This window comes from Acetivibrio sp. MSJd-27, from assembly GCF_018918095.1.
Lineage (GTDB): Bacteria > Bacillota > Clostridia > UMGS1840 > HGM11507 > HGM11507.
Genome location: NZ_JAHLPV010000004.1, coordinates 95,385 through 114,417, shown reverse-complemented (window position 1 = coordinate 114,417; position 19,033 = coordinate 95,385). Strand labels below are relative to the sequence as shown.

At 48.4% G+C, this 19,033-nt stretch carries 15 protein-coding genes; 1 reads left to right on the top strand and 14 read right to left on the bottom strand.

The genetic code is table 11. The annotated features are described in order from the left end of the window. Positions 1-25: 25 nt before the first annotated feature. Genes KQI32_RS02730 through KQI32_RS02705 form a run of 6 tightly spaced genes read right to left on the bottom strand, consistent with a single transcriptional unit; the run spans position 26 to position 12,008 of the window. Entirely contained in the window at positions 26-979 is a 954-nt protein-coding gene (locus KQI32_RS02730; RefSeq protein WP_216423869.1) for a hypothetical protein, read from the bottom strand. A gap of 18 nt (positions 980-997) precedes the next feature. After that, a complete protein-coding gene (locus tag KQI32_RS02725) occupies positions 998-3,844 on the bottom strand; it encodes a hypothetical protein (RefSeq protein WP_216423867.1) in 2,847 nt (948 codons plus the stop codon). A gap of 17 nt (positions 3,845-3,861) precedes the next feature. Continuing rightward, on the bottom strand, positions 3,862-4,233 hold the full coding sequence (locus KQI32_RS02720) for a hypothetical protein (RefSeq protein WP_216423865.1): 372 nt from the start codon (positions 4,231-4,233) through the stop codon (positions 3,862-3,864). A gap of 19 nt (positions 4,234-4,252) precedes the next feature. Beyond that, positions 4,253-7,483: a DUF4962 domain-containing protein gene (locus tag KQI32_RS02715; RefSeq protein ID WP_216423863.1), complete on the bottom strand. Its 3,231-nt coding sequence runs from the start codon at positions 7,481-7,483 to the stop codon at positions 4,253-4,255. 18 nt (positions 7,484-7,501) lie between these two features. After that, entirely contained in the window at positions 7,502-10,918 is a 3,417-nt protein-coding gene (locus KQI32_RS02710) for a DUF4962 domain-containing protein (RefSeq protein WP_216423861.1), read from the bottom strand. 13 nt (positions 10,919-10,931) lie between these two features. Continuing rightward, the gene (locus KQI32_RS02705; protein WP_216423859.1) at positions 10,932-12,008 is read right to left on the bottom strand and encodes a copper amine oxidase N-terminal domain-containing protein; all 1,077 of its coding nucleotides are present in this window, start codon (positions 12,006-12,008) and stop codon (positions 10,932-10,934) included. A gap of 179 nt (positions 12,009-12,187) precedes the next feature. Between KQI32_RS02705 and KQI32_RS02700 the strand changes: the two genes are divergently transcribed. Next, positions 12,188-12,997 carry a helix-turn-helix transcriptional regulator gene (locus KQI32_RS02700; protein ID WP_177691994.1) on the top strand — a complete coding sequence of 270 codons (810 nt, stop codon included), beginning with the start codon at positions 12,188-12,190 and terminating at the stop codon, positions 12,995-12,997. A 107-nt stretch (positions 12,998-13,104) separates the two neighbouring features. Here KQI32_RS02700 and KQI32_RS02695 read toward each other — a convergent pair whose 3' ends face one another. From KQI32_RS02695 to remA, 8 genes are all read right to left on the bottom strand, one after another. Then, the gene (locus tag KQI32_RS02695; protein ID WP_177691995.1) at positions 13,105-13,326 is read right to left on the bottom strand and encodes a hypothetical protein; all 222 of its coding nucleotides are present in this window, start codon (positions 13,324-13,326) and stop codon (positions 13,105-13,107) included. A 3-nt stretch (positions 13,327-13,329) separates the two neighbouring features. Beyond that, on the bottom strand, positions 13,330-14,022 hold the full coding sequence (locus KQI32_RS02690) for a zinc metallopeptidase (RefSeq protein ID WP_216423854.1): 693 nt from the start codon (positions 14,020-14,022) through the stop codon (positions 13,330-13,332). Between the two features lie 26 nt (positions 14,023-14,048). Beyond that, positions 14,049-14,981, bottom strand: coding sequence for a methionyl-tRNA formyltransferase (fmt, locus tag KQI32_RS02685; RefSeq protein ID WP_177691997.1), 933 nt, complete (start codon positions 14,979-14,981; stop codon positions 14,049-14,051). Between the two features lie 17 nt (positions 14,982-14,998). Next, complete coding sequence (def, locus tag KQI32_RS02680; protein ID WP_177691998.1) at positions 14,999-15,457, bottom strand: peptide deformylase; 459 nt, start codon at positions 15,455-15,457, stop codon at positions 14,999-15,001. Between the two features lie 11 nt (positions 15,458-15,468). After that, positions 15,469-17,910 carry a primosomal protein N' gene (gene priA / locus KQI32_RS02675; protein ID WP_216423853.1) on the bottom strand — a complete coding sequence of 814 codons (2,442 nt, stop codon included), beginning with the start codon at positions 17,908-17,910 and terminating at the stop codon, positions 15,469-15,471. 81 nt (positions 17,911-17,991) lie between these two features. After that, positions 17,992-18,180 (bottom strand): DNA-directed RNA polymerase subunit omega, encoded by a 189-nt coding sequence (gene rpoZ, locus KQI32_RS02670; RefSeq protein ID WP_177691767.1) that lies wholly within the window; start codon positions 18,178-18,180, stop codon positions 17,992-17,994. Next, positions 18,180-18,779 carry a guanylate kinase gene (gene gmk, locus KQI32_RS02665; protein ID WP_177691768.1) on the bottom strand — a complete coding sequence of 200 codons (600 nt, stop codon included), beginning with the start codon at positions 18,777-18,779 and terminating at the stop codon, positions 18,180-18,182. Before gmk ends, rpoZ begins: the two co-directional genes overlap by 1 nt. After that, the gene (gene remA, locus KQI32_RS02660; protein ID WP_177691769.1) at positions 18,772-19,032 is read right to left on the bottom strand and encodes an extracellular matrix/biofilm regulator RemA; all 261 of its coding nucleotides are present in this window, start codon (positions 19,030-19,032) and stop codon (positions 18,772-18,774) included. Before remA ends, gmk begins: the two co-directional genes overlap by 8 nt. Position 19,033: the final 1 nt, after the last annotated feature.

Sequence of the window (19,033 nt, the reverse complement as noted above, 5' to 3'; positions counted from 1 at the left end):
TGCCTCCCTTTTTTCTTGGTTCTCTTTACTGCAAATTGGTTACAACCGTTTCACCATATGTTGTATCGGTTACCCCGTCCTTTTCATAGGTTACATAAGTTCTGGTGTAATATAATTTTCCAATCAAATAGTTGCCCTGCAGCTGAATGCCGTATTGCCCCTTACGATTCATAGGCGTTTTGTGCGGCAGCTTTACGCAGCCCGCACCGTCCAGCATCGGGCTAGGGTTTGTCTCGGAATATACAATCCCATAGTCCTTTATTGTCCAGCCAGAGCCGAGTGAAATACTGCCGAAGGTAACACTTCCCTCTTTCTCTGCCGGCACATAGGTTTCATAAGATTGCGTAAAGCTTGGTTTGACATCCGGAATTTTCTCAAACACGACATCCAACGCGATGTTTTCGGTGACCGCGTCAATGTCAAACTCATTCAGCACCGGAAGTGCGGAGCCGTTCTTTGTGATGGACTTTATATGATATCCTTCATTACAGATAATTTTTACACTGACGGAATCATTTCTCAGTATCTGTGTTGTTCCGCTGGGTGTAACCGTTCCGCCTGGATTTGCAGTCACCGCGAAATCATAATAGGTTCCCGTGACGGTCAAAGGCGTTGTAATCGGCGTGACCATAGTGTCCGCAATCACATTGACCTGATAGATGCCGGGACGCGCATAAAACGGATTATCAAAGCGGTAAGAGCCGTCCTCGTTGATGAATCCCTGACGGATTCCAAAATACTTTTCGCTGTCCGCAATTGTGGAATCGTTTAAATCCACTGCCGGATCTGTCACAAATAGGATAATTTTCCTGCCCGCATACTCGGTCGGGAAACTTCCGATTACCGTCAGTCTTCCGGTATCCAAGTCATCCCAGTTCATGACTGCCTGAAGGGTAGGCTCTGCCGCAAAAACCGTTCCAAAGGATGTGAAAGACAAAAGAAGCACAGTTATCAAGAAGAATGATATCGTTCTTTTCATTGTTATCACTCCTTTCCTCTAGTCTTTATAGTAGGTTAGTTCCAAAACCGGAAGCTGTGCTGATTTTACACCGATCATTGTATACTTTTGATCACTAATAGAACTGCAATATTCTCTTGTCCGAACCGCAATACCAAAGGAAGCTCTGCCAGAAATCTTCTCCGGTTTCAGCTGATAGGTCTTTGCGCTAAGCTCAGTCGCATGCGGTAAATCATTGTCGCTTACATTGATTCTGTCCGCTGACACTGCCGGGAATGAACCTGCAACCGCATAAGCCGTAGGATTGCTCACCCAGCCAGTATCTGTGTTTTCAAGAATATCTATATGCAAAGGTGTCGCGGTGTCTTTACCGTTAACCGCTCTTAAGTATGCCGTTAATGAAGCCTCCGAGACAACACAGTCCGAGGCTAAAGCGGTATCATAATAGAAGAAGCTGTATGAAGTTTGTCCATCATATGCAGAACCCCGGCTAAGATTTAGCATTGTACCAGGAACAAATCCATAATTCATTCCTGTATAGCTTTCAAAGTCACCGTTGTTCCCCGTTTGAAATGGCATTCCTGCCTCTTGCTCGTCAAAACGCTTCTGTGCGATCTTGGTAGGGGCAACCGCAATGGTCTTGGCTAACTTAAACCGGTAAGTCAGACCGCCCGATGTCACGATCGTGGCCGTGCCGGGCAGCTCCGTCGCCGGAGTGTAGGTTGCGGTGGTATTGTCCGCCAGAGCATATTGGATCTCCGGCGCTTCCGTGGCGCCCGCATCCGTTTTTATAACATATTCATACTGCGCCGGATTGAACTCCTCCAGTCTTTTCCCTCCGACGGTAACCGCAGTGACCTGACCTTCTTCGGCGGTGCTGTCTTCCTTGTAGTAGTTGATCCTTAAAGTCGGCTGTAATCCTTCTCTTAACTCAAGAACCGCATAATTACTCCAGCTTCCTCTTTCCCTCGTGAACGCAGTGAAGGATATCTCATTGCGCCCCTCAAAGCCGAGAGAAGGATCCAACTGATAGGTATAACGATAATAATTTTGATCCGCTTTGATCTCGATATCACTGTTCAGAACCTTGGAGGAATCAAAGCTCGGACCTGCCTCTTCGGTTGTACCGGTTGCATTGCCTTTCCACGAGGTATCTGTATTCTCGTAAACGTCAATATGACGGATGGAACCCAGCGCGGATACGCTTAAATCCAGTTCCGCACTGTCCACCACTGCATCCAATGGAATTTCCGGACGGAACAGCAAATGTGCCTTGTCGTCAAAGCTGCCGTTAGCAAGAAAAATCCTTCCGGGCTGGTTAATCCGTCCGGCGGATCCGTCCGCCAGCTTTTTATCATACAGATAGGTACCGACGTCTGTGCCCTGCGCGACGCCCAGATGCTCTCGCTGACCGGTTGTAAAGGACGCGGCCGCGGCGACTGGCGTCACCTCAACCGTCTTCATAAAGAGAAACGTATAAGTCAGGATTTTTCCGTCCGCAGCCTCGGTTGTCACCGTCGCTTTTCCTGGGAAACCGGAGGCCTGTTTTACAGTTACCTTTGTGGAAGAAGCGCCTGCTGTTGCTGCGATAACCGGAGACGCGGTCTGTCCGTCCGCGGAAGGGATTTTGTATTCCAGTGTGTCGGGATCGAAAGAGCCGTAGGCCTTGCCGTCAAAGGTGACGAAGGCCAGTTTTTCCGGTTCCACATAGTCTTTATAGTAAGTCAGCTTCAGCTTGGGAAGTTTCTCTGTATTGTTCAGCGGTATCGTGATAAACGAATTGTAAGAGGTGGATGGCTCTCTGATTTCCGCTGCAAGTCCGATGACAGATTTCCCCTGCAATCCTGCCGGATCCACCTGATAGGTGATCGTTTGCTCATAGGTTTGTTTTGCCATTTGCGCTGGTATATCAACCTCATTGTTGATGACCGAGCTGGTATAGGCGGGTTTGATGATTCCATCCCGATATTCCCCGGTGGGCTGTTCTGTCCAGGCGATGTCGGTATTTTCATAAACGTCCAGATGAAGATTGCCGTATTTTTGAGCGCCGGACAGCGAATTATCCGCTCTGTCCTCCGCCAGTAAGGTAAAGGTTACTTCCCCTTTTTCAATTTTTACACCAGCAGGCAAATTGGTTTTAAATCCGAAATAGCCATAAGTTTTCTTGATCAGCATCATTTGCCCTGTGGTACCATAGGTATAATCCTGATTTTCGGGGCCGTTCGGCCGATTTGCGTTAACCTGTTGAAAATTAGGAAAAGCCGCCGGTTCGGAGGCGAGCTGCAAGACCTTATATCCATTGAAATCAAGGGATCTTGCAACGCTGCTTACCGGAACCTCAACCGTCTTCGTAAACTGGAATTTGTAAGTGAGCTCGCTTCCATCCGCCGCCTTGGTTTTGACAACGGTGGTTCCGGGCAGTTCCGTTGCCGCGATCACGGTTGTCTGCGTTGTTTCCAGCGCTTTTTCAAAGGCGATGACAGGAACGGTTGTTTTTCCGTTGATGCGATATTCCAAGGTGTTCGGATCAAAGCCTTCCAACGGTGTTCCGTCCACCGTGACGCTTTTGAGGGAGGCCGGTTTCAGCGTTGTGATATTCAATGCGATGTTATACTGTACGGTTGCTTTCCCGTCGTGAGACACAGCCGTTACCGTCGCTGTTCCGCTGTCGCCGGAAATATTGTTCACCGTGATATCAGTGGATAGATCATAGGGGATAACCTCGATTGCAGGAGACATTTCACTTTCCATGATATTCAGATCCATAGAATAGTCGGTTTTCCCAGCTTCCAAAGGAACCTTGTTTCCTGCAACCGTAATAGAAGCGATATCGCAGGTGCTGTTTTTAAAGTTTGCGGGCATCGCCAAAGGTGCCATGGTTGTCATGTCGGAAACCAGCAAAGCTACAACTTCATACTTTGCTGTGTCCTGTCCCAGCGCCGCGCTGGCAACGGAAATTGTTTTTTGCCGTCTGCAGCAGAAATGGAGCCGGTGATCTTTTTCAGGTCAATCAGCTTTCCATTGTCAATCACCTGCAGAATAAAGCAGTAGTTCTGTGCACCTGTACCGACTGCGGTACGTTCCAGTTTGCACTCAGCTGTCACTGTTTTTCCCGGTGTCAAAACTGTGGTTTCGGTGCCGTCCACCAGGAAACGGAAATCGGTCACCTTGACATTGGCAGAGAGATCTGTGCCGGCCGCCCGGGCTGCCATCCCGGGCACGCATGCAAAGAGCATCGCGAACACTAAAAATAACCCTAAGAACCTTTTTTTCATGGTATCACTCACTTTCTATTTATTGAATAGATAATGTATAAAAACCCTTAAATAGTTTCGCTGTGAAGCCTGCTGCACCGATATCCCACTGGATCCCATAGCTGTTGTCCAGACGGGGGATTTCCTTCCCTTCCTGTGTTGTCACCGCTGTAATTCCATGTGCTGTATCCACGGTCACAGCCACGTCCTGGCTGCAGGAAATGCTCAGCTGTCCGCCGCCGTACGCTGCAGAAATCTGTTTATCCGCATGGAAGATCGTATTCCCGTCCACTGTGAGGAAGGTTCCGTCCGCCATCAGATAGCTTCCGTCTTTTACAATGACTGCGGTTGCATCTGTCGTGATATTTTCCACTGTCATACGTTCCGCGCTGTCAGTCTTCACATAAGCTGTTGTTCCGTCTGCAAAGCTTATTTTCAATGCGTTTCCAATTTGTATGGATGACGGCGCTTCCGCTTCCGTACCGGAAGGATGCACCGACATGGTTGCAACGATTTTCGTGCTGTTTGCCGGCGGCATGGAAAACCATACCCGCTGGTGCACTGGCTGATACGCATATTCTCCGGAAGGCGTATATGCCGCTCCGTCAGGTCCGGAAAATTTGTCACTGTAATGCACCGCCATATTTAAGGGGTACTGGATAACGGTATCCATGGCCGCCCTCCCCTGCTGAATGAATGCGGACTGATTCGTATAGCTGTCAATCGCAAGCGCATTCAGCCACCACTCGAAGGAGGAGGTCTCCTGCCCGCTTCTCTTTAAATCGTCAATGACAAGGAAGGTATCCGGTCTCAGATAAATGAAATGCCGTTTTGCCCGTTCCAGCCGGTTGACTGCGGTGGGAATACCCGTATTGTAATTGAGAGCATAGTTGTAGGCCTCCGCCGCATCCCCCGATGCCAAATCAAAGGAAGGATGATGGACAAATCCAGTGATGTCTCCCTTTGACACCATAACGGTCGGTGCCTGCCCAATCCCGCCGTCCATCGTCACCCCGTTGTGGGCATATGTCTTTCTGGTATAGCCCAGATCGAAGGGAGAAAAATAATAATCATAATATCCGCTGTCAATGGCCAGTCTTTCCCCATAGGCCTGAATCACAAAAGAGTTCTGATCCGGATGGGAATGATTGTAGGATCCAAAGGGACTGGATTTGAAGTAGGCGGATATCCGATTGTCATAATCCGTCAGACTGGAGTGCATTGCTGTCCAGCCGATATCCGGAAACACTTCCGCTTTCGGGAGCTCCTCCGGTGATTTTTCCGCAGGCCACGGAAAGGACAGCATATAATAGTTGGCGTAGGTTCCTGCCGCTCCGTATCCGCAATTTGTTCGCAGCCATGCCGAATAAGGAGATTGCAGCAGGTAAGCCTGCGTTTTAAAGATAAGCGCCCAATCCGGCGAGAAAGCTCCGGTCGAACCATCGCCGAATTCCGCCCCGCCGTATTTCCCTGCGAAATAGATTCCGAATTTATCAATATTTTTATAGAACGCCTTGTTGTAAACATTTGCTATGCCATGGGTGTACAGGGTAAACCTTAAATCCTCGCCCATTGTATAGGATGCAGCGGCATATCCAGTACCCTGCGCCCATCCTCCATCCTGATTGCCCCAGACGGGAACCATATTCAGATACATTGGGAGGTATTCCCGCAGCCATTGTTCAGCCTCCGGCAATTCTCCATACAGAGCGATAGAGGTAAGCAGAATATAATCCCGTCCAGTTCCCCCATGAGACATATACGGGCTTTCCTTCAGCTTGTATGCCGCATCCGATAGACCTGCCGTGGGGTGCTCCAAGGTGATCGCACGTGTTCGGATAGCAGAAAGCACTGTTTGTCTCTGTTCCGGTGTCAAAAGATCATATAAATAGTCATACCCTTGTACCATTGCAATCATAATATCGCGGAAAGCCTGATCCTGATTGACGTAAGAAGTCGTTCCCTGCGGATCCCAAGCAGCCAGTGACAGCAGCACTGAAACACCGTATGCGCCAATATCGGGATCCTGCTTCAGCAGATAGGAGATCGCGCTGCTGTTCACCCGGTTGGTCATAGGCGCGATCTGCGTCCGCAAATCCTCGGTTGTTGTTGGTTCCGTCGGCATGGGCTCTTTCATATAAGCGCGAACATTGGCCGTCATTTCATCGGCATAGTTCTGCCCCCCGGGCAGTTTGCGGAATTGTTCCAAATTTGTCTGCCCTACCGCAATGCGCGGGTGGGACGCGGGAATTTTGGAAAGCATCGTATCAATGGAATCCACCCTATATTCTGCCGCATCCGGCAGGATCAGAAATCGGGACGCCTCAGTCCATGCGGACACACCATTTTCGGTGTGGTATCGAACACTCCAATAATAAGTTCCCGATTCAAAAGGGGCTGGGAAGTTATAGTAATTTGTGTTCAAACCTGTTGCCTGATAAGCGATCTGCTGTAGCTGTAAATCCCTGCAGATCTTCAAGTCATAGGCTACCGCCTCCGGGATATACGGCCAGGAAAAGTCCGGAGGATTCTGCCGGCTTTGATAGTCTTTCTCCGGCCGGAACGGCCATTCCGTACCAATCGTTCGATAAACACTGCTTCTGTCTTCCCATTTCAGGAGATTGGTCTGGAAGAGATACTGCACGCTTCCAGTACCGCTGTTAGAAGTTGCTGTCACTCTCATGATACCTTTATCCTGCGAAACGGAAAGTCCTGTTCCCTGATCGTACGGCTCTATGACCAACTTTAAAGGCAACGTTTTGTCTGCCGTTTCAAACTCGTATTCATAGACACCGTCCGTAAGGGAAAACTCTTGGCCATTTAACCAGATGGTATGCAGTCTGGCATCCGTACTCCCCAGCTTCGCGGGGGAAGCCAGAGGAAGCATGGTGACAGGATCCGCTGTAACGTACGCCTCCACCTCACAGCCGGCGATGTCTCCGATGGGATCGGAGGTCACGCTTAATCTGTGGGTACCACTGTTTGTATAAAGGGTTGTGTTTGTTTTTTTAAGGTCAATCACTTTGCCGTTTCTGGTGATTTGCAAAAACAGGTAAGCGTCCTGACCGCCGCTGTACGGCGTTTTATTCCAAAGCTCGCATTTCACCGTGACCGCGTCGCCTGTGTGCAATGTACGGATTTCCTGATCATTCTGATAGAAGCGAACTCTTCCGACTGTAATCCGATTGGAAAGATCCTCTTCCGCCGCATAAACAGGAAGTATCCCCAACAACAGGACAAGTACAAGAAGGAAAGAACAATAACGTTTCATTTCTTCGAATCATCCTCCTTACTCATTGGAGGGAACCAGCCCAATCCAATCAAAGTTCCAGCTGCCCATCTGCGGATAAAGCGTAAGGATGTTCTCGCCCTCTTCTAGGTGAATTTTTGCTTTCACCCGGCTTGCGATCCACTCTGATTCACTCTGCCCATAGTTGTTTGTCGCCGGCAGATACGCCGTGCCCACAACACCGTTTATCTGGAACAGCCTCTGGATTGCTCCGTCTGCGCCATCCCATCCAACATACTTCATAACCAAATCATAATCTCCGGTCTTTGGAACTTTTATTTTCCAGCTCATGGAATCACCGAAGGTATTAAACTCGGTAAGCCCCGCACCGCCGGAAAGAAAGCTCCTGGTAGTATAGGGAACACCGCCGCCCGATTTTTCATAAAAGTTTTCCGCTTCCACAATCACAGAGCACTTTTTCCGGAATTCTTCCGGATTGTCAATTTTTTCGACTTCCAGCTTTTCGCCCCCCGCTGCGGATTTCAGTTTCAGATAAGGTTGGGCTCCCTCCGCATAGACGGTTTCATCATTGGAAAGCATTAAAAGCTCGCCTGCTTTGGCGCCGCTTCTCAGATTGACATCCCGTATTTCTTCCACGGTATAGAAACCCGCCTCATTGCCGAGACTTCCGCTCAAAACGGTTTCTCCGTCGTGATTGTAGTAGCCCTTCATGGTAATCTCTTTGGAAACTCCGTCCATCTCATACGAAAGCATGACGTCATTGGCTTCCGTTCCAGGAAGCGGTTTTCCATTCAGATAGAAGGAGTAAAAGCCTTTATATACATTTGCTGTAATTCCATTTTCGGTATTGTCCCAGGAAAAGCCGTAAGCCCCGTTATTTCTTTCAATCACCGTTGTCTTCTCGTTCTTTATGGAATCAACCTGCCCGATAGACAATTCAATCTGTGCGTCCTCATAGGCGGATACACCCAATTCATTGTCACCCCATGTAATGGAGACCGGTTTATCCGAACGCAGAATCTCTTTTCCGTCGACCTGAAAAACCGTTGCGTCCACAACCATATAGCTGTCCTTTTTCCTGACCACGGCAAGACCGTCACTCTCAATACCCTCTATCTCTATTTTTCCGGCTTCGTCTGTTCTCACATAAGCAACCGTACCATCTTCAAACTCCAGCTTATTTACATTGCCTTCCATGGCGGACTTCACATAAGGAGCTTCCTCATCTGTTTTATGGGTTGACATTGTGGTAACAATCTTCGTCTGCTCTGCCGGCTGCGTGGAAAACCATACCTTTTTATGCACCTTTTCATTCAAATAGGAGCCGCTGGGTGCGAAAGCGACCAAATCAGGACCGGAAAAAATATCTGCATAGCTAGCCTTGATATCCTGCGGATATTGAACTTTTACATCAAGAGCCGCCCTGCCCTTTGTAATTCTTGCTCCGGTTTTGCTCTCATACAAGCTGATATTATCCGACGCGTTCAGCCACCATTCAAAGGAGGATTTCTCCCCATTGTTTCGCTTTAAGTCGTCGATAACGATAAAAGAATCGGGCCGGACATAGATGATATGCCGTTTCATTTTGTCCGCCTTGACATCCTCCGATACAACTCCTGTTGTCATATCCGTTTTCAAGTTGTAAGCCGCAGTTGCATCTCCGCTTGCCAAATCAAAATTCGGGTGGGTCAGATAATTGACGATGTCCCCGTTGGCACCTTTGGCGTTGGGTGCTTGCCCCACACCGCCGTCCATTGTAATACAGTTGTGGGCATAGGTTTTTTTATAATAATTATTGTAATAATCAGACCACATGGCATCATAGTATCCGGAATTGATCGCCAGGGATTCCCCGTAAGCACTCACCGTAAACCCGTTTTGATCATTGTGGGAGTGGTTGTGGGATCCATACGGACTGGATTTAAAGTACAGAGAGGTTCTTCCGTTGATATCAGTCAGGTCCGAATGCATAGATACCCAGCCGATATCCTTAAAGTAAGCGGAGCGGGGAAGATCCACCGGCGCTTTGCTCTCCGGAGCCTGGAACATATTCAAATAAAGATTTGAAAAGTAGAGCATCAGAGAACTTCCGAATTTCTCCATCAGCCATTTCATATATCCTGACTGCTCGCTCTGGGCAATCATATTTAAAACAATGCTCCAGTTACCGTCCGTCTTCCCGGTGGAGCCGTCGCCCCACAGCGCTCCGGTGGAAAGCCCTAGATTATAAAGCGGATAGCGGTACATATTTCTTAGAAACGCCTTGTTATACATATTGGTCATGCCATTTGTATACAGAGTATAAACAATGTTGGATTCCTCAAACAGGGAAACCCCCGCATAGCCTACTCCTTGCGACCATCCGCCGTCCTCATTTCCCCAAGGGGGAAGAATATTTATGTACATCGGAAGATATTTGCGCAGATAAGCCTCGGCCTCCGGCAGATCGCCGTAAGCTGCAAAGCCCGCTTCAATCAGGTAATGGATTGCCGTGAATCCATGGGACATGAACGGGCTTTCTTCCAGTCGGTAAGCAGCATCTCCCACCAGACCGTCGGTAGGATGCTCCAGCGTAATAATCCTTGTCTGCAATGCGTCCAGCACCTTTTTCCGCTGGTCCGCTGTCATCAGATCATATAAAAAGTCGTATCCAAAGGTCAGCCCTTTGATGATATCACGGAAGGCCTGATCCTGATTCGCATAGGAAGCAACCCCGTTCGGATCCCATTCCGTCAGCTTCATCAGCGCTTCCACACCAAACTTTCCAACTTCTAGATCCTGCTCTGCCAGCCAAACAATACCGAGACGCTGTATCAGATACATATATCCCATACAAACGCTTCTCAGAGAAGCCACATCTGTGGGCTCCTCCGGGATAGAACTTTTTAAATCGTTATCCACCTGCACGCGGTATGCATCATACATATCCTTGCCGTCGCCCTTTACCATCTCCCGGAATGCCGGCAGATTATCCTGATTGAGGACAATGCGAGGATGGGATTTTGGAAGCTTTTCAAGCATTGTGTCGATATCGTCTACCGTGAACGCCGGAGCATCCGGCGTAATGATGAAACGGCTGGACTTTGTCCATTCGGAAAATTTTCCGTCCATTTTATACCGGACACTCCAGTAATAAACGCCCGGCTCAAAAGCAACCAAAAAATTGTAGTAATGTCTGTCCAGATTCCGATTTTCATAGGCGATATCGGTCATCTGTTCATCCCGGCAGACAACCAACTCATAACCGGAAGCTCCGTTGACTTTGGGCCAGGAAAAATCCGGAGGGTTCTGCTCGCTTACATACTGAACCGGCGGACGGAACTGCCACTCCTGCCCGGTAGCCTTGAAGGTGCTCTCCCTGTCTTCCCACTTGAGCTCGCCGGCGGCGATGGAGGACACCGGGACCGTGCTGAAAATCAAGGCAGCGGTCAAAAAAACAGATATTATTTTCTTCATTCTTCCTCTCCTCCTATCGCCTGATAATGACAGTCTGGTTTTCATTATCCCAGTCGACCTGCGCACCGATACTCTCCGCAATAAACCGTACCGGCACATACATCCTGCCGTTTATCACAGGCGCTGGGGCATCCAAATTTTTTTCGCTGCCGTTGACTTTCGCGGTCGCACTGTTTTCCGTGACTTCTATCCTGCAGCTTTCATTGCTGATAATCGCAGTTCTGGTTTCCTGGTTCCAATCCACTTGCATGGTGAAAAGTTCAAAAATTTTCCGAAGGGGAAGCATTACCCGATCGTTTATCATAATAGGAGGATAGTCAAAATAAATATACTCGCCATTGTAATTGACATTGATCCTATCCGGTACCGGTCTGGGCTTTGGATCCTCCACAATTGGAGCCTGGATTGGCTGTATCTGTGCATTCAGATTGTCTCCTGTCTCCACGGTAACAAAATCGACAAATATATTCGGCGTCCCTTTTTCCGTCTTAAACAGCAGATAGTCAAGGCCGCTTGAAGAACAATCTTCTTTTGTGGAAAGTCCGGTAACCAGTTCCTGATTGATGCGCACATCCGCAGTCCCTTTGTTCGGATTGATGACAATGCGGATGCTGTTCCAGTTGTTCAGCTTGGCGGTGGACTTGGTATACTGCCGGGTTCCGTTTCCCGCAGTGCTGGTAAAAATACCGTCCATTCCGGCGGTAATCCGTATAGCTTCTGCAGAACCGCCTCCTATGACAAAGGACAGATCTCCCATCTGTTTATCAAATTTAAATCGGGTTTCAAATGCGGTTGTCCTCTTTTGAGGAGAAAACCGAAGCATCGCCGCAACTCCGGAAGAACCGTTTTTGTCGGTGTCCGATAGATTCAAAGCATTGCTGTCCTGTGTTGTACCGGCTGCCGAGCCAATGGATATCGCCCCGCCGCTCTCCTTGAGGATCCATCCTGAGGGTTTTTGACCAGCTTCCTCTGCAAAAGTTTCATTGATAAGATATTCCTTCTGCGCAGCTGCCGCATTGTATGGTGGTAAATTTAAAAAACATACTGCTGTCAAAACCACAGCAAATGTCTTGCTCCATCTTTCCGGCATACCTTCCACCTCTCCTTTTTCTGTTCTATTTTTATTATAATATCTTTCCTTATATAAATAAATAGATTTTCTATGTATTTTTTGTATTTTTTAAACATTTTCCTTTTCATTTCCTATTTGACAACAATATCATTATCTGCTATGATAAAGGTGTATTTTTGGGAAAGGAGCACAATATTATGAAAACCAACAATGAGAATATGTTGAGATATGCCGAATCAGATTTAAATATTACATATATCGATGCTGTATTTAATCAACATCTGACAAACAGCTGGAAGCATACCCCTAAGGTTAACCCCTTTCACCGGCTTTTCTTTGTATTTGAGGGAGAATTCATTGCTTATATTGACGGCGCTCCTATCACTGTGAAAAAGAATCAAATTCTCTATGTTCCCAACGAAGTTAGTTATCAGTCGGAAAGTCTCTCCTCTGAATTTTACTATATTGGCGCAATGTTTTCACTGGGAAATGATGGACCGAACGACTATCCCTTTAAATCCCTTTATAATCTTCAGTTTCCTGAAAAGTTTTCCAAGCTTTTTGAAAGCCTGGAAAAGGGTTGGATATCCAAAACCTTTGGCTACCGCCTCCGCACCAAGATGACGCTTTATGATATCTTCCGCAATCTATTAGCAGAGCATTTGATGATCAATGACATCCTTCACGGGTATAACACCATCAAAAATGCGGTTCACTATATTGAGGAAAATTATTACAAGGATTTTATTGACCTGAATGATCTGGCAAAAATGTCAGACATCACTCCTACCCATTTCATCCGGCTTTTTAAATCCATCTATTCAACCACGCCCATCAAATATATTAATAAGCTACGGATGGACAGAGCCGTCGAGCTGCTGGATCATTCCTCCATTCCAATCAACGAAATCGCACAGCAGCTGGGATTCCATGATGTTTCTTACTTCAGCAAGCTATTTAAACGCACCTATGGAAAAAGTCCTCTCCAGCACCGTATGCATTCTTAAGTTCGAAGCATGAAAGCGGAAACAGTCCATACACATAAAAATTGCCGGGAAATCGTTGAAAATTTCCCGGCAATTTTTCAAAAAACCGAAACGATACGCTTCCTTTTCTACAGCTCAAATGTCACTCTCTTTTTCTCCGGCTTTTTCATCCGCCGCATATCCTTTTTCAGAATGTCATACTGAAATTTTTTGCAGGTTTCGTCCTCGGCGAATTCCTTTTTCTTTTTCTCGCAATAAACCGTTTCTTCTTCCCGGCGCCTTGCAAAAGCACAGAAGCGGCAGATATCGGGCCCTTCATTCTCCCAGATTGGGACAATCTCTTCCTTCACGTTCTAGTCCCTCCGATCCCTTGCAAGCAAAATCAAGCGAAGCAGGTTCATCAATGCCACCAGCGCGGCCGCAACATAGGTAAATGCCGCGGCACTCAATACTTTCTTGGTTCCGGCCAGATCATCATTTTCCATAAATCCATTGGACTTTAGGGTTTCCATCGCTCTGGAGGAAGCGTTGAACTCTACCGGCAAAGTCACCAGCTGGAACAGGACGGTGACCGCGAAGAGAATAATCCCCACTTTCAGAAGAATATTCCCGAAAATCAAGCCGATCAGCGCCAAAGGAATCGCCGCATAAGAAGCGATCTGTGTGACCGGCACCAAGGCGTTGCGAACCTTAATCGGCGTATAATTCTTACTGTGCTGAATCGCATGCCCTACCTCATGCGCGGCAATCCCGAGGGTGGCCACCGAGGTACTTGCATACACATTATCAGACAACCGAACCGTGTTGCTTCTCGGATCATAGTGATCCGTCAGATTACCGCCGATCCGTTCAATCTGCACATCCTGCAGACCGTTGCTGTCCAATATAAACCGCGCCACCTCCCGGGCGGTATATCCGGCTTTCGCCGGGATTTTAGAATATTTGGAAAAGGCTGATTTTACTTTGATGTCCGCAAACAGCGCAACCAGCAACGCGGGTACCACTAAAATCAAGTAATAAATATCAGTCGGATAAAAATATGGCATATCTTTTTCCTCCTATTTTACACAATTTATTCAAACCGATCGCCCAGTGCGATTTTGTGTCCGTTCAAACAGTCTTTTACCGGCATCCGTTTGGCTTTTTCAAACTGTAATTCCCCGGCATAGAGAATACCACCTTTGGCGGCAATTGCCAATCCCTTTTCCGTATCATAGGAAAGAACTTCTCCTGCTTGTTTTCCTTCACAGGGTTCTCCAAGCCTTACGGCGCTGAATTTTACCATCTTCCCGCCGAGATAGGAATAAGCGGACGGAAAAGGGCTCAGCCCCCGTATCCTGTCATACAATTGCCGATATTCCGTGGACCAGTCGATTCGTCCGTCCTGTTTCGAAATCATGGGCGCATAGCTGGAAAGGCTGTCATCCTGTTTTTCCGGCTGCAGCTGCCCTTTCTCTAATTTCTCAATGGTATGCCGTAACGCGCAGGCGCCCAACTCCTTCAGTTTGTCATGGAGTGTCCCGTAAGTTTCATCGGGTTCGATCGGGATTGGAAATTTCAAAAGCATATCTCCCGTGTCTATCCCACCGTCCATCTGCATCGTGGTGATGCCGGTTTCCTTTTCTCCATTTATAATGCTCCACTGAATCGGAGCCGCTCCCCTTAGCTTGGGAAGCAGGGACGCATGTACATTGATGCATCCATATTTCGGATAATGAAGAACATAGGACGGGAGTATTTTCCCATAGGCCACCACTACAATCAATTCCGGATCCACTTCGCGGAGCGTTTCCAGAAATGCCTCGTTTTTTAAAGTCTGCGGCTGTCCCACCGGAATATTGCGGGAAAGCGCAAATTCTTTCACCGGCGGCGCCTGAAGTTTGTGCCCGCGGCCTCTGGGTTTATCCGGCTGCGTAACGGCCATAGCCACCTCATGCCCTTCCTCCACAAGCATTTTCAGACAATCCACCGAAAATTCCGGCGTTCCCATAAACAAGATTCTCATGCTGTCCCCTCTTTCCGTTATTCTTCGGTTTCCACATATTCTTTGACATGCTGCCGGAAGAGGATTCCCTCCAGATGATCAATCTCATGGCAAAGCGCCCGGGCCAGCAGATCGGTTGCTGTAATATGAATTTCCTTGCCGTCTCTGTCCTGCGCAATCACCAATACCTCCTTGGGCCGTACCGTGACGCCGTACACGCCGGGAACGCTCAGACATCCCTCCACATCCTCACTCTCTCCCTTCGCACCGATAATCTCAGGGTTTACCAGTTCCAGACACCCGTCTCCAATATCGATGGTGACCACCCGTTTCAGAATGCCCACCTGAGGTGCGGCAAGCCCCACGCCATTTGCCTGATACATGGTTTCCTTCATATCGTCGATTAAATCGTGAAGACGTTTGTCAAACTTCTCCACCTCTCTGGATTTCCGAGTGAGAACCTCATCGCCCTCCAACACAATTTTCCGCAACGCCATTTTCATACCTCCTAAAGCATATTCGTGGGATTTACATCTATCGTCAACGAAACTTTTTTGTTTTTAAACCGGTCGTAATGCCTCTCAAACACCCGGTTGAATACCTTCTTTAAATGAAAAGAATTTCTGCACTTAAGAAGAATCCGGTACCGAAACTTATCCTTTATTTTCCGCAGAGGAGCAGGTCCGGGCGGAAGAACTTTCAAAATCTCGCCCTTTTTCCCGTCTGCCAGGATTTCTTCCCGGAGGATCCGGTAAGCGCTTTTTATGCTCTCCTTCGCCAAACTGTCCTCTCCGCTTTGGGAGACGATATTGATTATATCACAAAATGGCGGATAAATCATCTCTTTTCTGAAAATTATTTCACTCTCATAAAAGCTTACAAAGTCATGCTCCCTAGCATTTTGTATCACATAGTTTTCCGGATTATAGGTCTGCACCACCGCCCGCCCGGCAAGTTCATCCCTGCCCGCCCGGCCGCAGACCTGGGCAATTTGGGAAAAGGCCCGCTCATAGCTGCGGTAATCGTCAATATACATGGCGGAATCCGCGGCCAGCACAGCGGCCAGCGTCACTTTTGGAAAATCCAGCCCTTTCGACACCATCTGGGTGCCGATGAGAATGTCAATCCCCTCATCCCGAAAGGTATTCAAAATTTTTTCATGAGCAAACTTTTTTCGCGTCGTGTCCACATCCATACGGATCGTAGTTGCCTGCGGAAACAGACGATGCACTTCCTCCTCGATTTTCTGCGTCCCGGTTCCGAATCGTTTGATATATTTACTGCCGCATTCGGGACAGGACAAGTGATTTGGAATGCTATAGTCACAGTAGTGGCAAACTAGCTTATCCACACTGCTGTGATACGTCAGGCTGATGTCACAGTGGGGGCATTTCGCCACGTATCCGCACATCCGGCAGCTGACGAAGGTGGAGTATCCTCTCCGGTTCAAAAACAGGATGGTCTGCTCCTTCCGTTCCAGATTCTTTCGCAGTTCCTCCTGCAGTTCCAGACTGAGGGGAGAAAAATTCCCGTTTTTCAGTTCCTGTTTTAGGTCCACCACGGAGACGGAGGGAAGGGGGCTGTCATTGGTTCGGTTATGCATGCACAACAGCCGGTAATCACCCTGGAGAGCATGGTAATAGCTTACAATGCTTGGTGTTGCAGAGGCCAGGATCAAACTGGCGCCATGCAGCTTCGCGCGGTAGCGGGCGATCTCGATTCCGTCATAGCGCGGATATCCTTCCGACTTATAGGACAGCTCGTGCTCCTCGTCCACAATGATCAGGCCAATGTTGGTCAGAGGGGCAAAAACCGCTGAGCGCGCTCCCACCACCGTATCAATCTCTCCGTTTTTGATCCGTTTCCATTGATCATACCGTTCGTTCAGCGTAAGACCGCTGTGGAGCACCGCAACCCGATCGCCGAACCGGCGGTAAAACTGGTCGACCATCTGAGGGGTCAGTGCGATCTCCGGTACCAGCATAATCGCCTGCCTGCCACAGGAAATGACATTTTCTATTGTCTGAAGATAAACCTCCGTCTTTCCGCTTCCGGTCACGCCATGCAGCAGAAACACCTTAGAATCCCGCAATTCGGCGCTCCGGTTGATCTCCTCAATGCATTCTGCCTGCTCCGGCGTAGGATTTCTTTTCTCCGACGACTTTCCTGCCATATGGGCGTATGGGTTTCGCAGTACCTCCACCCTTTCCGCCGTGACATACCCCTGCTGTTCCAGAAGCGTTATCGTCTTTCTGGTGCATCCCGCAAACAGAAGCAGATCATTCATCTCCAGCTCCCTGTTGTCCATCAAAATTTTCAGAACACGGCACTGCGCCCGTTTTTTTGTACGGTTTTGTTCTATAAAGACTTGTGCCTCCTCCGGTTCAGCCGACAGGCTTACCAGGCTCACAAACTTATCCTTCAGACTGTTTTTGTATTCCAGTGCCACCTCCGCAATTCCTTGCCTCTGATACTGTTCCACCTGGCGGCGCGCATCGGGGAACCGTTCCTCCAAATCCACAAGATAAATCCCATCCCTGTTCTGGTACAGCAAGAAGAGAAGTTCCTCCTCTTCCCTGGGCTCCTCTTTCCCTTTATAGGATACTTTCTCTTTCAAGAGCGCTTTTAAGCCCGGCGGCATGGTCAGCTTCAACGCCTCATAATAGGTGCAAAGATACCGCTCCTTCATAAAGTGCGCAATCAGAAATCCCTCTTCGGAGACAACCGGCTCCCGGTCGATGAGCTCGAGCACCTTCTTCACACGCTTGACCCCGACCGCATCCTCCGTGAGACTTACCACAACCGCCTCATATTTTTTATTATTCGCCCCAAAGGGGACAAATACTCTTTTCCCCGGCATTATATTCCGTTCCATAGCTTCCGGCACCTGATAGGTGAACAGGCGGTCTACGCTGTAGGATGGATTATTCAGTGCAACCTGGGCATACATTCTTTGTCCCCTCCTTTCCATGGTTAACTATTGCTTATCGTTCAAAAAGGGGACATTCTTTCAGAATGCCCCCTCTCCGCCTTACATCTTAACCTGCAGTTTGTTCTGCGCAAGCTCTTCCGTGGCAACGGTTATGACTTTGTCACTGTCTGTTCTGACGAGAGGCTGCGAACCCTCCATCAATTCTCTGGCACGCTTGGTAACAGCAATCACAAGTCCGTATCTGGAACCTGTCTTGTCAATCAAATCTCCATACACCGGATACAGCATTATTTCAGCACCTCCAATTCATCGATACAGCGCTCCATCCGGAAGCGTTCCGCCGCAACAATACACAGGATATTGTTGGCGGTATCGTCCACCGAATGGTTGGTGAGTATATAATCATATTCTTGGGCATATTGAATTTCTTTTTTCGCGGTCTCCATCCGCAGTGCGATGACTTCCTCCGTCTCCGTACCCCGCTTGCGGATCCTGGACACCAGCTCATCCAGCGTGGGAGGGACGACAAAGATAAAAATACTTTCCGGAAAATTTTTCTTCACTTCCATCGCTCCCTGAATTTCAATCTCCAGAATAACGTCCTTGCCCTCGTCCAGCATCTTCTGGACAGGGGTTTTCGGTGTTCCGTAATAGTTGTTACAGAACTGGGCCCATTCCAGAAATTCGCCTTCCTCCAACATTTTCAAGAATTCCGCTTCCGTTTTATAATAGTAATTGATCCCTTCCTCTTCCCCGTTCCGCTTTGCACGGGTTGTCGCGGAGACAGAGAGAAAGATGTCCTCTTTCTTCCGCAGCACCTCACTGACAATGGTGCTCTTTCCCACTCCGGACGGACCGGATATCACAAACATTTTCCCCTTAACCATCCACTTCATCCTCCGTATTGTAGTCATCCAGACGGTTCGCCACCGTTTCCGGCTGTGCCGATGACAAAATGATATGATCGCTGTCGGTGATGATCACCGCCCGCGTCCTTCTGCCGTAGGTAGCATCAATCAGGGATCCCTTGTCTCTGGCATCCTGAATGATACGTTTGATGGGTGCCGATTCCGGACTCACAATTGCCACGATACGGTTTGCTAAAACCACATTTCCATATCCAATATTGATCAGCTTCATT

Excerpts from the sequence above, each read along its gene's own strand:
- KQI32_RS02730 (WP_216423869.1), bottom strand. The coding sequence starts at position 979 with ATGAAAAGAACGATATCATTCTTCTTGATAACTGTGCTTCTTTTGTCT.
- priA (WP_216423853.1), bottom strand. The coding sequence starts at position 17,910 with ATGTATGCCCAGGTTGCACTGAATAATCCATCCTACAGCGTAGACCGC.
- KQI32_RS02700 (WP_177691994.1), top strand. The coding sequence starts at position 12,188 with ATGAAAACCAACAATGAGAATATGTTGAGATATGCCGAATCAGATTTA.
- remA (WP_177691769.1), bottom strand. The coding sequence starts at position 19,032 with ATGAAGCTGATCAATATTGGATATGGAAATGTGGTTTTAGCAAACCGT.
- fmt (WP_177691997.1), bottom strand. The coding sequence starts at position 14,981 with ATGAGAATCTTGTTTATGGGAACGCCGGAATTTTCGGTGGATTGTCTG.
- KQI32_RS02715 (WP_216423863.1), bottom strand. The coding sequence starts at position 7,483 with ATGAAACGTTATTGTTCTTTCCTTCTTGTACTTGTCCTGTTGTTGGGG.
- KQI32_RS02690 (WP_216423854.1), bottom strand. The coding sequence starts at position 14,022 with ATGCCATATTTTTATCCGACTGATATTTATTACTTGATTTTAGTGGTA.
- def (WP_177691998.1), bottom strand. The coding sequence starts at position 15,457 with ATGGCGTTGCGGAAAATTGTGTTGGAGGGCGATGAGGTTCTCACTCGG.
- KQI32_RS02705 (WP_216423859.1), bottom strand. The coding sequence starts at position 12,008 with ATGCCGGAAAGATGGAGCAAGACATTTGCTGTGGTTTTGACAGCAGTA.
- KQI32_RS02725 (WP_216423867.1), bottom strand. The coding sequence starts at position 3,844 with ATGACAACCATGGCACCTTTGGCGATGCCCGCAAACTTTAAAAACAGC.
- rpoZ (WP_177691767.1), bottom strand. The coding sequence starts at position 18,180 with ATGCTGTATCCGGTGTATGGAGATTTGATTGACAAGACAGGTTCCAGA.
- KQI32_RS02720 (WP_216423865.1), bottom strand. The coding sequence starts at position 4,233 with ATGAAAAAAAGGTTCTTAGGGTTATTTTTAGTGTTCGCGATGCTCTTT.
- gmk (WP_177691768.1), bottom strand. The coding sequence starts at position 18,779 with ATGGTTAAGGGGAAAATGTTTGTGATATCCGGTCCGTCCGGAGTGGGA.
- KQI32_RS02710 (WP_216423861.1), bottom strand. The coding sequence starts at position 10,918 with ATGAAGAAAATAATATCTGTTTTTTTGACCGCTGCCTTGATTTTCAGC.